This is a genomic window from Natronomonas moolapensis 8.8.11, from assembly GCF_000591055.1.
Classification (GTDB): domain Archaea; phylum Halobacteriota; class Halobacteria; order Halobacteriales; family Haloarculaceae; genus Natronomonas; species Natronomonas moolapensis.
On sequence record NC_020388.1, the window covers coordinates 192,266 to 205,809 of the forward strand.

At 67.7% G+C, this 13,544-nt stretch carries 12 protein-coding genes; 9 read left to right on the forward strand and 3 right to left on the reverse strand.

Annotated features, from left to right (window positions below):
- Positions 1–59 precede the first annotated feature (59 nt).
- The 5 genes from trpC (at position 60) to NMLP_RS00990 (ending at position 4,129) form a co-directional block, all read left to right on the forward strand.
- Positions 60–833: an indole-3-glycerol phosphate synthase gene (gene trpC / locus NMLP_RS00970; RefSeq protein ID WP_015408253.1), complete on the forward strand. Its 774-nt coding sequence runs from the start codon at positions 60–62 to the stop codon at positions 831–833.
- A 6-nt stretch (positions 834–839) separates the two neighbouring features.
- Entirely contained in the window at positions 840–2,093 is a 1,254-nt protein-coding gene (gene trpB / locus NMLP_RS00975) for a tryptophan synthase subunit beta (protein WP_015408254.1), read from the forward strand.
- Complete coding sequence (trpA, locus tag NMLP_RS00980) at positions 2,090–2,968, forward strand: tryptophan synthase subunit alpha (RefSeq protein WP_015408255.1); 879 nt, start codon at positions 2,090–2,092, stop codon at positions 2,966–2,968. The genes trpB and trpA overlap by 4 nt, the downstream gene beginning before the upstream one ends.
- A gap of 26 nt (positions 2,969–2,994) precedes the next feature.
- Positions 2,995–3,783, forward strand: coding sequence for a 2-amino-3,7-dideoxy-D-threo-hept-6-ulosonate synthase (locus NMLP_RS00985; RefSeq protein ID WP_015408256.1), 789 nt, complete (start codon positions 2,995–2,997; stop codon positions 3,781–3,783).
- Between the two features lie 151 nt (positions 3,784–3,934).
- Positions 3,935–4,129, forward strand: coding sequence for a cold-shock protein (locus NMLP_RS00990; RefSeq protein WP_015408257.1), 195 nt, complete (start codon positions 3,935–3,937; stop codon positions 4,127–4,129).
- Between the two features lie 553 nt (positions 4,130–4,682).
- Here the strand turns inward: NMLP_RS00990 and NMLP_RS00995 are convergent.
- Complete coding sequence (locus NMLP_RS00995; protein WP_015408258.1) at positions 4,683–5,393, reverse strand: helix-turn-helix domain-containing protein; 711 nt, start codon at positions 5,391–5,393, stop codon at positions 4,683–4,685.
- Between the two features lie 111 nt (positions 5,394–5,504).
- On the opposite strand from NMLP_RS00995, the gene NMLP_RS01000 reads away from it, so the two are divergent.
- Positions 5,505–6,671: a 3-dehydroquinate synthase II gene (locus tag NMLP_RS01000; RefSeq protein ID WP_015408259.1), complete on the forward strand. Its 1,167-nt coding sequence runs from the start codon at positions 5,505–5,507 to the stop codon at positions 6,669–6,671.
- A 13-nt stretch (positions 6,672–6,684) separates the two neighbouring features.
- Here the strand turns inward: NMLP_RS01000 and NMLP_RS01005 are convergent, their stop codons facing one another.
- Positions 6,685–7,380, reverse strand: coding sequence for a type I 3-dehydroquinate dehydratase (locus NMLP_RS01005; RefSeq protein ID WP_015408260.1), 696 nt, complete (start codon positions 7,378–7,380; stop codon positions 6,685–6,687).
- 124 nt (positions 7,381–7,504) lie between these two features.
- Positions 7,505–7,933 (reverse strand): hypothetical protein, encoded by a 429-nt coding sequence (locus tag NMLP_RS01010; RefSeq protein WP_015408261.1) that lies wholly within the window; start codon positions 7,931–7,933, stop codon positions 7,505–7,507.
- 79 nt (positions 7,934–8,012) lie between these two features.
- Between NMLP_RS01010 and NMLP_RS01015 the strand changes: the two genes are divergently transcribed.
- The 3 genes from NMLP_RS01015 to NMLP_RS01025 all read left to right on the forward strand — a co-directional run bounded on the left by NMLP_RS01015 (position 8,013) and on the right by NMLP_RS01025 (position 13,544).
- A complete protein-coding gene (locus NMLP_RS01015; protein ID WP_015408262.1) occupies positions 8,013–9,839 on the forward strand; it encodes a flippase-like domain-containing protein in 1,827 nt (608 codons plus the stop codon).
- A gap of 72 nt (positions 9,840–9,911) precedes the next feature.
- Positions 9,912–11,243 (forward strand): outer membrane protein assembly factor BamB family protein, encoded by a 1,332-nt coding sequence (locus tag NMLP_RS01020; protein ID WP_015408263.1) that lies wholly within the window; start codon positions 9,912–9,914, stop codon positions 11,241–11,243.
- A gap of 555 nt (positions 11,244–11,798) precedes the next feature.
- On the forward strand, positions 11,799–13,544 hold the full coding sequence (locus tag NMLP_RS01025; RefSeq protein WP_015408264.1) for an L-lactate permease: 1,746 nt from the start codon (positions 11,799–11,801) through the stop codon (positions 13,542–13,544).

The following is a 13,544-nucleotide window of genomic DNA, read 5'->3' on the forward strand; positions in this document are numbered from 1 at the left end:
CGCTCCGGGGCGTCCGAGCCGCAACTCTTTTGTACACATACGCTCATTAATGTACAGTAATGAACACCAGAGAGGGACTGGCTCCGGCGGTCCGGTCGATCCTCGGGGCCGCCGAGGGGCGGGGCGGCGGCGACGAACCGCTCGACGTGACGCCGCGGTCGCTGCCGGCGGCGCTCGAGGCGGCCGAGGCCGACGGACGCGCGCCGATTATCGCCGAAGTGAAACCGACCAGTCCGACGGCCGACGGCGAGCGGACCGATGACCCGGTCGAACTCGCGACGGCGATGGTCGAGGGCGGTGCTGCGGCGCTGTCCGTGTTGACCGAACCGGAGCATTTCGGCGGCTCGCCGGAGACGCTCGAGGCGGTCCGGACGGCCGTCGACGTGCCCGTACTCCGGAAGGACTTCCTCCTGCGGGAGGCCCAACTCGACGTCGTGGGAGCGGACCTGGTGTTGCTCATTGCACGGTTCGTCGACGACCTCGAGGGCCTCCTCGAGGCCGCCCACCAACGTGGTTTCCAGGTCCTCGTCGAGACGCACACTCCCGCGGAGCTCGAGGCGGCCCTCGATGCGGGGGCGGACATCGTCGGAGTCAACAACCGCGATCTGGCGAACCTCGACGTCGACGTCGGGACGTTCGAGCGCGTCGTCGACTCGGTCCCGGCAACGGCCCGCGAAAACGTCACCCTGATAGCCGAAAGCGGCGTAGAGTCGTGCGACGACGTCGCGCGAATGCGTGCGGCCGGTGCCGACGGCGTGCTCGTCGGCTCGGCCATAATGGACGGCGACGTGCGAGCGAACACGGAGCGACTCACGAGCGGCTCTACGGAGTGACCCCACATGTCTCAACCCGACACCAAATTCGGCGACTACGGCGGCCAGTACGTCCCAGAGGCGTTGATGCCCGCCATCGAGGAACTGACCGATGCCTACCGACGCTACGTCCTGAACAACGAGGACGGCTTCATGGACGAGTTCCGCGAGCGACTCGCGGACTTCGGCGGGCGGCCGACGCCGCTGCAGCGCGCCGATCAGCTCTCAGCGCGCTACGACACGGAGGTGTATCTCAAGCGCGAGGACCTCCTCCACGGTGGCGCACACAAACTCAACAACGCCCTCGGGCAGGTGCTGCTCGCGAAGTACATGGGCAAAGAGCGCATCATCGCCGAGACCGGCGCGGGCCAACACGGCACCGCGACGGCGATGGCCGCGGCCCACCTGGATATGCCCTGCGAGATCTACATGGGCCGCCGTGACATCAACCGCCAGCGGCCCAACGTGTTCCGGATGCGGCTCAACGGCGCGGCGGTCACCCCCGTCGACGTCGGCCGCGGGACTCTCAAAGAAGCGATCAGCGAGACGATGCGCGATTGGGCGACGACCGTCGAGACGACCCACTACGTCATCGGATCGATCGTCGGCCCCGCGCCGTTTCCGGCGATGGTCCGGGACTTCCACGCCGTCATCTCCGAGGAGATCGAATCGCAGACGGCGGAGAAACTCGACCGCTCCCCGGGGTCGGTCGTCGCCTGCGCGGGCGGCGGCTCGAACACGATGGGTGCCTTCGCCGAGTTCCTCGACGACGACGTCGAGTTGTACGCCGTCGAGGCCGGCGGCTCCTCGTTGACCGTCGACGAGGAGGCCGGCGTCGCGCCGCACTCGGCGTCGCTGTCGACCGGCGAGGAGGGGGTGCTCCACGGCGCGCGGACGAAGCTGCTCCAGGACGGCCACGGCCAGATCATGGAGTCCCACAGCGTCTCCTCGGGGCTCGATTACGCCGGCGTCGGACCACAGCTGTCCCACCTCGTCGACGAGGGCCGGGTGACGCCGGTTACCGTCGACGACGACGACGCCCTGGAGGCGTTCCACCGGCTCTCGCAGGACGAGGGGATCATCCCCGCCCTCGAGACGGCCCACGCGTTCGGCTTCCTCGAGGCAGCGCTCGGGCCGGACGGCGACGGCTCGGTCGAGTTCGCTGAGCCGATCGTCGTCAACGTCTCCGGGCGCGGCGACAAGGACCTCGAGGCCGCGATCGAGGAGACCGAAAAACGCGATCTCGAGAACGCACCGGAGATGGAGGTGTTCGATCAGTGAGCAGCGAAGACCGGGCGGAGCGGACGCCTCAGAACGCCCGCGAAACGTCGTCGACCCTCGCGGACGCCTTCGAGGAACCGGCGTTCGTGCCGTACCTCGCGGCGGGCGACCCGACGTTCGATGCCTCTCTCGAATACGTCGAGGCACTCGCCCGCGGCGGCGCGGACGTGATCGAATTGGGGCTGCCCTTCTCGGAGCCGATCGCGGAGGGACCGACGATCCAGCAGGCGGTCGTCCGGTCGCTGGCGGGCGGAATGACGCCCGAGCGGTTCTTCGAGTTCGTCGAGGCCCTCGACATCGACGTTCCGCTCGCGTGCATGACCTACTACAACCTCATCTACCAGTACGGCGACGAGCCAGTCCGGTCGTTCGTCGAACGGGCCGCCGCGGTCGGCATCGAGGGGCTCGTTGTCCCGGACCTGCCCGCCGAGGAGGCCGACCCCCTCCGGGCGGCCTGCGACGAGTTCGGTCTCGATCTGGTATTCATCGTCGCGCCGACGACGGCTGGCGAGCGCCTCGACCACATCATGGAGCGCGTCTCGGGGTACGTTTACGTCCAGGCGCGCCTCGGCGTCACCGGCGCCCGGGAGTCGCTGTCGGATCACACCGGGGCGACGCTTTCCCGCCTCGAGGGCTACGACGTCCCGAAAGCGGTCGGATTCGGCATCTCGACGGGCGAGCACGCCGCGTCGGTCGTCGAGGCGGGTGCGGACGGCGTCATCGTCGGCTCCGCGCTGGTCGACATCGTCGCCGAGGGGCACGAAGACGACGCGCCGACCGCGGAGATCGCCGCGGAGTTGGAGTCACTCGCCCGCGAACTGAAGACCGGCGCGATCGAGGGTGGGCAACGCCGTCCGCGACCGGAACGAACTTGAAGCAACCTCGCACACTCACAGACACCATGACAGCAGGGATCACCGCGCGCCTACAGCGGATCGGGACAGAGGGTCGATACGTCGTCGTGCCGATGGACCACGGAATCACGCTCGGGGCGGTCACGGGGCTCAAGGACATCGAATCGACGATCGACGCCGTCACGCGCGGTGGCGCGGACGCGGTGTTGACACAAAAGGGCATCGCCGACCGAGTCCACGGAAATAAAAACGGCGCGGGCTACATCGCCCACCTCAACGGCTCGACCGCAATTGGCCCCGACGAGAACGACAAGCGGCGAACCGGCTCGGTCGAGGCCGCGCTGCGGGCCGGCGCCGATGCCGTCTCCTTTCATATCAACGTCGGCTCGAAATACGAGCGCGAGCAGATCGAGCAACTCGGGGCGCTGACCGACGAGGCCGCCGAGTACGGCCTGCCCGTGCTCGCGATGACGTACGCCCGCGGTCCCGACACCGAGGGCGACGATCCCGAGGCGCTCGGCCGCGCAGTCCGGTTGGGCGAGGAGTTGGGCGCGGATCTGATCAAGACGGGTTACAGCGGCGACCGGGAGAGCTTCGAGCACGTCTGTGAGTCGACGCGCTGTCCGGTGCTCATCGCTGGCGGGTCGCCGGACGGCGACCTCCAGTCGCTGCGGGACGTTCGGGGAGCGATGGACGCCGGCGGGGCCGGCGTCTCGATGGGCCGGACGATCTTCCAACACGACGACCCCGAGCGGATGGCCCACGCCGTCGCGCTGGTGGTCCACGAGGACCTCGACGCCGCGGAGGCGCTCGAACGCGCGGAACTCGACGCGTAGGTGAGACGTTCGTCTCGAGTACGGGGAGGGACGCCGGATACGCCCGTTGAGTGACTCGCCGCGCCGTCGACTCGCCCGGCGCGATCCGACGGGTCGTGTCACCCCGGCTCTCGGAACCCTTATACCCGCGTCGGCTGTACGTCTGTTTGTAATGGCAAACGGTACGGTTGATTTCTTCAACGACACAGGCGGCTACGGTTTCATCTCGACTGACGACTCCGACGAAGACGTGTTCTTCCACATGGAAGACGTCGACGGCCCGGATCTCGAGGAAGGACAGGACATCGATTTCGACATCGAGGACGCCCCCAAGGGCCCCCGCGCGTCGAACGTCGTTCGCAACTGATCGGTCACCACGACTGATCGGCCACCGCGAGTACAGCAACTATAGTAGCGATCGGAAGACACTGCACACTCGATCGCACGACAGCAGTGCGATCGATGTGTAATCACTTGCGATGGTTACTGTAATATAACGCGATCGACGCCCCGACGTCACGGCGACCGTGACTCTGGGCGGTGATTTTCGTTTTCTCCCTCACGACGCCGAGCTGTCGGCTCGTCCGAGTTCGCCCACCGGGGCGCGTGGCGTCGGTCGGCGACGTGCTCGGTGTCGCCGCCGGTGTCCTCACACTCGAGCGTCTGGACGGCGGTTCGTCGGTCGGCACCGGTGTCCGGTCGAGTCAGTGCCCGAAGATACGAGTGTCTGCGGCGCCGCCGAGGTCACAGAACCGGTGTAATCTCCCGTCGTGTCGGACGAGGGCGACGAGGTGGATCGATATGGCCAGCCGAGCGATACCGACCGCGCACCTGTCGAGGAACGTGCGCCCGGTCGTGGAGGGGCGACGGAGGGACACACCCGCAGGACGCGGCGGCTGGGCCATAGCTTTTTTCGGCAGTCACTCGAGCCCGTCGATCGACGACAGCGAGTCGACCGTCGAGTCCACCAGTTTCCGCTCGGCCCGGCGGAGGTTCATCGAGGCCGCGGTCTTCGAGACCCCGAACTCGTCGGCGAGGTCGTCGAGCGACAGCTCCCGTGGCGTTTCGAAGTAGCCGGCCTCGGCGGCGGTGACGAGCGTTTCGCGTTCCGTTTCGGTCAGCGCCCGGCAGCTGTTCAACAAGCCGTGGGCCGCGCCCGCGTTCTCTATCACGTCGAAGAGCTCCGCGACGGAGAGGTCGGTCCGGCTCTCGACGACGACGTCGTTCTCGTCGTCGAGTTCCGAGAGCGCCCGGTCGGCCGTCGTTCCCTCGTCGAAGCCGACGTGCCACGTCTCGGTGCCGCCCTCGATCCGGAAGGGACCGGTTATGTAGCCGCCGTGGTCCTCGACGACGCCCATCGCGTCGGTCTGTTCGATGCGCGTTCGGACCGTCGCCACGCCGCCGCTCTTTTTCAACGTCGCGCAGTCGGTCATGTTAGGATGTTCGCGGAGCGTCCGCAACCCCTGGGCGAGTTCGCCGCGCTCGTCACCCTCGACGAGCAGCCGGGTTTCGAGTTGCTCGCGGTTCGTGTCCAACTGCCACTGCATCGCCGAGAAGCGGACGTCGACCTCGTCGGTGGTGTCGATGAACGGGCAGTCGTATTGCCGCATGTCGAGGTCGAGATCGATCATCCGTGTGGCCATACCTCGTAGGCAACGTTGTTAACGGTATCGTATACCATCTCCCGGGCCGACCGCGACCGTCCCGCCACGTTCAATAGCCGCCCCCGCCACCCCGGAGGTATGACACGCTCCGTGTGGCTGAAGGCCGACGACGAGGTCGGCGACTGGGAGGCGCGAAAGCGCCGGATCACCGCCGGCCTCGAGGCCGGCGTCGACTGGGTGCTCGTCGACCGACGCGACGTGGGCCGGGTCCGCGATCTGGGTCGGGTGAACGTCGCCGCCTTCGCCGGCGACGACGTCCACGTCATGGACGCCGAGACCGACGAGGATCCCGACCCCGACGCCGTCGTCGTCGGCAAGGGTGGCGAGGGCGACGGCACGGTCGATCTCCCCTCGGATCTCTCCGGGTCGGCCGACCTGACGACGCTCCGCCGGACGGACGCCCCCGGCGGCGCCTACGTCCGCATCCTGGACGCCGACTACGAGACCTTCGCGGAGGCCGCGGCCGGAGAGGCCGACTACACCCTCGTCGTCGGGGAGGACTGGCAGATCATCCCCCTCGAGAACCTCATCGCCCGGATCGGCGAGGAGACCGACCTCGTGGCCGGCGTCCGGAGCGCCGAGGAGGCCAAGACCGCCTTCGAAACGCTCGAGATCGGCGCCGACGCGGTGTTGCTCGACACCGACGACCCAGACGAGATCCGCGCCACAGTCGAGATCAGAGACGAAAGCGAGCGCGAGCACCTCGACCTCCAGCACGCGACGGTGACGGAAATCGAGGAGACGGGGTCGGCCGACCGGGTCTGCGTCGACACGGCGTCGATGCTCGATCACGACGAGGGGATGCTGGTCGGATCGATGAGCCGCGGGCTCTTTTTCGTCCACGCCGAGACCGCCGACTCGCCGTACGTCGCTTCTCGACCCTTCCGGGTCAACGCCGGCGCGGTCCACGCCTACGTGCGGACGCCCGGCGGCGAGACGAAGTACCTCGCGGAGTTGAAATCCGGCGACGAGGTCCAGGTCGTCGACACGGAGGGGAACACCCGCGAGGCCATCGTCGGTCGCGCGAAGATCGAAAAACGCCCCATGTTTCGGGTCGAGGCCGAACTCGAGAACGGCGACCGGATCGAGACGCTGTTGCAGAACGCCGAGACGATCAAGGTCGCCACGGCGTCGGGGCGAAAGTCGGTCACCGACCTGGCGGCCGGCGACGACCTGCTCGTCTACTACGAGGCGGTCGCGAGACACTTCGGCGAGGCCGTCGAGGAGTCGATCATCGAAAAGTAAAACGAACCGGAGATCACTCCATGAGCCGATCGACCAGCCCCCGGAGCGTTTCGAGGCCGTACTGTCCCGGGGCGGTCGCCTTCTCCGGGTCGATAGGCGCGTAGCCGATCTTCGACCCGTAGACGGGCGCGACGGCGCGGGTGTGGCTGCCGGCCGCCCCCATCGCCATCGTCGCCACGTCGACGCCGGCCCGGGTCACCTCGTGTGTGACCGAAAGCACGGAGAGCGCGTCGCCGACATCGCGTGCGGTCACCGCGATCTTCCCGACGTCGCCGCGCTCGCCCGCCCGCCGCAGGCGATCGGCGAGTTCGGGCTCGGGCGGGGTGCCCTCGAAGTCGTGCGTCGAGACGACGACCGGGACGCCGACCGCCCGCGCCGCTGCGAGGAGGGCCTCGGCACGGTCGGCGTCGCCCGGCCCGCCGGACTCCAGGGCGGCGAGTTCGATATCTATCGCGGCGACGGCGTCGCATTCGAGGGCGGCCTCGAGGGCGCCGAGGCGGTTCACCTCGGACGCCTCGCCGCCCTCCCACGCGGCGCGGTTCGTCGCGAGGATCGGGAGGTCGCCGTCGTAGGACGCGAGCGCGCCGAGCGGCGCGTCGGCCAGATCCATCCGGAACTCGACGCAGTCGGCGTCGGCGCGGGCGGCCGGTTCCGCCTCGAGGTCGGCCGTCGAGGCGGCGAGCGTGAACGAATCGAACGAGAGCGACATACCCCACCCGCGGCGGGGACGGACAAAAGCGTGTTCGGTCGGCGGTGTCCCGCGGCGAGGTCGCAAGCACGCCGAGCGCGAGCAAGCGGAGCCGAGGGCGAAACGAGACGCCGGCGGGCCCCGCTCAGGCCCGCCCGAGGAACTCCGCCTGCGCCGTCGTCCCCTCGGTCCCGTAGTCGGTGACCAGAACCCGGATCGTCTCCCCGGCGTCGAGGGCGTCGGATCGGTCGGGGTCGGGGACCTCCCTCACGAACGTCTGCAGCCCGTTGATCGTCCCGCGCACCTCGGCCGGGACGCGGTCGTATTGGGTCTGTTTGACCACGAGTTCGTACGTCTCGCCCTTCGTTGCGGCCTCCTCGGGCGGCCGTCGTTGCGTCTCGCGGTGGGCGCGGTCGCGCGTTCGCTGGGCGGCGGTGTTCGGGCGGCCGCGCCGGCGACCCAGGCGGACGACGAGCGCGACGACGAGCAGGCCGGCGGCGCCCGCGCCGAGGAGCCACGGGTCGACACTCGGCAGGGAGTCGATCATCGACAGCAGTTCGTCGCCGCCGGGCATATCCGTTGTGACCGAAGTGGCCCGGGAACGATACCGGGGATCAGAAGGTTGATGCCGGGCGGTTCACGACACACGACCGATGACCGACCGGGAGGTGAGCGTCGTGTTGCCCGCCTACAACGAGGCGGAAACCATCGAGGGGACCGTTGACGTGACTCTCGAGGCGCTGGGCGCGTTCCTCCCGTCCGGTAGCTTCGAGGTGTTGATCGCGGAGGACGGCTGTACGGACCGGACGCCCGAGATTGCGAGCCGAATGGCCGGCGAAGACGACCGCGTCAGACACTTCCACAGCGACGAGCGTCTCGGCCGCGGTGGTGCCTTAGAACGGGCCTTCGAAGCCAGCGACGGCGAGGTGCTCGTCTACTTCGATACGGACCTGGCGACCGACATGGCGCATCTCGAGGCGCTCGTCGAGTCGATCCGCTCGGAGGGCTACGACGTCGCGACCGGTTCCCGGCGGATCCCGGGGAAGAGACAGGAGCGCGAACCCGAACGCGGGATCGCATCGACGGGGTACAACGCGTTGGTCCGGACGGTGCTTCGGTCCTCGCTGCACGACCACCAGTGCGGGTTCAAGGCCTTCGGTCGGGACGCGCTCTTCGAGTTGCTCGAGGGGGTCGAGGACGATCACTGGTTTTGGGACACGGAGGTGCTGGTCCGCGCTCAGCGAGCCGGCTACGCAGTCAAAGAGTTCCCCGTCGACTGGGCGCCGAAAGGCGATACCACGGTCGATCTGGTCAGAGACGTGCTCGGGATGGGCAGTCAGGTCGCCCGGCTGTGGTGGCAACTGTCGGTTCGTCCCCGGATCGACCGCCGGACGACGACCGCCGCCGGGACGGCGCTAATCGTCCTCGCGCTCGCGTTGATGACGCTGTATCTCGACCCGACCGAGGTGCTGGCCGCGATCCGCGGAGCCGACCCCGCCGCCCTCGCCGTCGCCGCCGCCGTATACATCGCCTCGTGGCCACTTCGGGGACTCCGGTATCGGGATATCCTCTCGGAACTCGGCTACCGCGAGCGCGTCGGCTTCCTCACGGGAACGATCTTCGTGAGCCAGACCGGCAACCTCGTCGTGCCCGCCCGCGGCGGCGACGCGATCCGTGCTTACATCGTGAAAGCCCGCCGCGGCATCCCCTACCCCTCCGGGTTCGCCTCTCTGGCCATCGAACGGGTGTTCGATCTGTTGATTATCGCGGCGCTGGCCGGCGCGACGCTCGTCGGGTTGGCACTCGGTGGCGTCGACGTCGCAGCGCTCCAGACGGCCGAGGCCGGCGGCGACGTCGGTGAGAGCGGCCGGACGGCGGTGCTCGTCGCGGGGGGCGTCGGGGCGGCGGCGATCGGGGCGATGGCGCTCATTGCCGCCACCGCGCGTTCGGATCGAAACCTGGTTCGGGGGGCGTTGACCCGGGTGAGCGACGACTCCTACGTCGAGTACGTCGCGGCGATCCTCGAACGGTTTGTCGCAGACGTACAGACGGTCGCCGAGGACCGCCGGGCGTTCGCCGTCGTCGGCCTATCGAGTCTCGTGATCTGGGGGATCGACATCCTGACGGCGATCGTGGTCTTCGCCGCGTTCGGAGTGTCGGTGCCCACCACGCTGCTCGTGGCCGTCGGCTTCTTCGCGGTCGCCGTCGGCAACCTCGCGAAGGTGTTGCCGCTCTCGCCCGGCGGGATCGGCCTCTACGAGGGCGCCTTTACGCTCATCGTCGTAGCGCTGACGCCGATCGCGTGGCCGACGGCGCTCGCGACGGCGGTCGTCGACCACGCCCTGAAAAACGCCGTCACCGTCGCCGGGGGCGTCGCGTCGATGCTTCGGCTCAACGTGTCGCTGGCGACCGCAGTCGAGGAGTCCCGCGAGGCCGGGGAGGCCCGTGAGGCCGAAAGCGATCCCGCAGTCAGGGAGTGAGCCGGGGAGGGGTCGGTCCGCCCGGCGGCCCGACCGGGATTCATATACCGACGGCCGCCGTTTCGATCGGCGATGACGGACTCCTCCGAACGCGGCCTCAGTCGACGTCGGACGCTGGCCGGACTCGGCGCGCTCGCGGTCGCCGGCGGCCTCGGGTGGACGCGGCTCCGCGGGGGCTACGACCGCCGTCAGGCCGACTTCGATCCCGAGGTGTTGCCGTACGACGAGACGTACCCCCGAGGCGACGCGACGACGTTCAGGCGGGGGCTGCGTCGGCTCGGCTACTACCCCGAGGCGACGGTCCCCGACCGCGTCGAGGTCGAGTGGTCGATGCCGGTCAACGGGATCGGTCACACCGCGGCGAAGTCGAGCCCGCGGCCGACGCCGGACGGCGAAACCGTGTTGATACCCTCCGATACCGGAGTGCTACACGCGGTCGCGCCAGACGGCGAGCGCCGGTGGCGCGCCGAAACCGCGGCGGGGACGAGCCTCGGGTTTCACGGAACGCCGTTGATCGTCGACGGGACGGCCTACATCGGCGGCTACGACGGGTCGATGTACGCCTACGACGTCGAGACGGGTCGGCGTGTCTGGAAGACCTCGAACTGGCGGCTCCGCGGGGCGATCGCGATCGGGTCGAGCCCGGCGTACTGGGACGGTGTGGTGTACGTGGTCGCGGAGTACAACTACCCCTGGCAGGCGCCTTCGGGGACGATGTGGGCCCTCGACGCGGCGACGGGACAGCCGCTGTGGCACGATAGCCGCCTGTGGGGGATGCCCCACCCCTCGACGTCTATCGACCCCGCGACCGAACGGCTGCTGACGGGGTCGAACGACGGGGTGTGCTACGCGTGGGAGTTCCCCTCCCTGGAGCCGGCCTGGGAGTTTCAGACCGGCGCAGAGATCAAGGGGACGATCCCGACCTACGACGGGGCGGCGTTCGTCGGCTCGTGGGACGGTCGCTTCTACCGGCTGGACCTGGCCGACGGGACCGAGGAGTGGTCCTTCGAGACCGGCCGGGTGATCATGTCGAACCCCGGGATCGATCCGGACGCGGGGGTCGTCTACGTCGGCAGCGACGACAACCACGTGTACGCCCTCGACACCGACACCGGCGAGGCGTTGTGGTCGAAAGACGTCGGCGGGAACGTCATCGGATCGCTGACAGTGACTGCCGGGTCGGTGCTCGTCGGTTCCTACGACAGACACCTGTACGCCATCGACAAACGGACGGGTGAGACTCGCTGGCGCGTCGAGGGTGTCGGCCACGTGACGAGCGAAGCGGTCCCCCACGGCGATCGGATATTCGTCGCCGAGCGGGGCGACATCTCGGGGTACTGGTCGGACGACGAGCCGGTGACGCTCCACGAGCGAGGCCGCGCGTACAGCCTCATCGGAACGTAATCGTTCGGGAGCGCCGGTCGGGAGCGGTGTGACGCCGACGGGCCGTGTCCGGTGACGGTCGGCGCGCGCGAGCGTCCGGACCGGCAGAATCGCCGGGTGTGTCCAGTACATTCGTGTGTATAGCTAGTGTACACGAGTGCGTCTCCGGGAGACACGCCGTGTCACACGGGAGCTATTCCCGAAACGCAGGCCACAGAGTGGCCGTCCTAAACGGCCAAATCGCCCGACTAGACCGTAACACACGAATGAAGTAGTCCGAGCAGACCGGCGTACGCGTATATATAGTCAAATATTACGATATTAATTGAACATATACGTGCTATTCTACGTCGGAATAAAATATCATAGAAAATAATGGCTGATATGCGCGACATTTAACCTACACTCGGCCGGTGACGATCTACGAGACGCCGCCTCCCGGCGGTCTCACCGCCTGAAGCGTCGATACATATATATATCACGTACGATACGCGACGGCTATGACAGCGACAAGCCAGCCTGTCATGGAGGCACCGAAACCGGAGTCGGCCGTCGGCGCCGGCGGAGGTGGTCTCCGTGGTTAGCGCGGTCGAACTGCTGTTGGCCGCGGCACCGCTTTTGATCGCCGGGGTACTGATGGTCGGGTTCCTGTGGTCGGCTACGCGGGCGATGCCGATCGCGTGGATCTCCGCGGTCGTGATCGGCTTCGCCGTGTGGGGGATGCCCGGCAACTGGGTCGCCGCCGCCTCGATAAACGGCGTCATCACGGCGTTGACGATCCTCTGGATCGTCTTCGGGGCGCTGTTGCTCCTGTACACGCTGCAGGAGGCCGGCGCCTTCGACCGGATCAACGAAGGATTCGCCGCCGTCTCGGACGACAGACGGGTCCAGATCGTCTTACTCGGGTTCTTCCTCGCGACGTTCATCGAGGGCGCGGCCGGGTTCGGCACGCCAGCCGCCGTCGTCGCCCCGCTGTTGCTCGCGCTCGGGTTCCCGGCGCTTGCGGCGGTCATCGCCGCCATTATCGGCCACATCATCGCCGTCACCTACGGCGCGGTTGGAACGCCGATCATTATCGGAATTGAAAATCCTCTCGGCGTCTACGAGGAGGCGATCACTGCCGGTGGTTACGCGAGCGTCACCGAGTTTTCGAACCAAGTCGCCGCGTGGGCGGCGACGTATCACGCGCTGATCGGCTTTATGATGCCGTTCATCGGGGTCCTGATGATCGTGCACTTCTTCGGCGACGATGACACGGGATCACTCGGCCCCGCCCTGGAGGTTGCCCCGCTGTGTCTGTTCGCGGGAATCTCCTTTGCGATCCCCTACTGGGTGTCCGCGTGGTACATCACCGCCGAGTTCCCATCGCTCATCGGATCGATGGTCGGTGGTGCGATCACAGTTGGCGTGCTCCGTGCGGGCTATCTCCTGCCCGATTCCCACTGGGACTTCCCGCCGCGTTCGGAGTGGAAAGACCACTGGGTCGGCACTATTGAACCGGGATCAAGCAACGGCGGCCGGGCGGCGGCCGACGGCGGCACCCAGCAGATGTCACTGGCGAAGGCGTGGGTCCCATACATCCTCGTCGTCGTGTTGCTCGTCATCACGCGCGCAGTTGGCCCGGTCAGCAGCGCGATCGGCAACGCCGACTACGGCGTCGAGGTCGGCAACTTCACCATCGGTATCGTCCTCGGATGGAGCAACATCCTCGGGACGGAGATCAGTAACTCAATCGCCTGGATGAGCGTCCCCGGCTTCTGGCTCATCGTGCCCGCGCTCCTGTCGATTCCGATCTTCGGCATGAGCGGGGGAGAGTTCAAATCGGCGCTCAGCGAGACCGCGAGCAAACTCGTCTCACCGTTCATCGCGTTGATATTCGTCATCGCGATGGTGCAGGTGATGTTGCAGTCCGCGGTCGCGCCGACAGGCATCGACCTCGGCATGATCCAGGCGCTCGCACAGGCGACGGCTAACGCGCTCGGCCCGGCGTACCCGTTCGTCGCTGCCCTCATCGGCGCGCTCGGCGCTGCAATGGCCGGGTCGAACACCGTCTCGAATATCACGTTCGGCGGCTTCCAGTTCGAGGCCGCACAACAACTCGGACTGCCGACGCAGCTCATCGTCGGTGCGCAGGCGGTCGGCGGCGCAATCGGGAACCTCATCGCCATCCACAACGTCGTCGCCGCGCTGGCGACCGTCGGTCTCGTCGGTCAGGAGGGCCGCGTCATGCGGCTCAACCTCCTTCCGCTGCTCTACTACTCGATCGGCGTCGGTCTCCTCGCGATGCTGTTCAGCTACGTCCTCTTCCCCGGACTGTTCTGA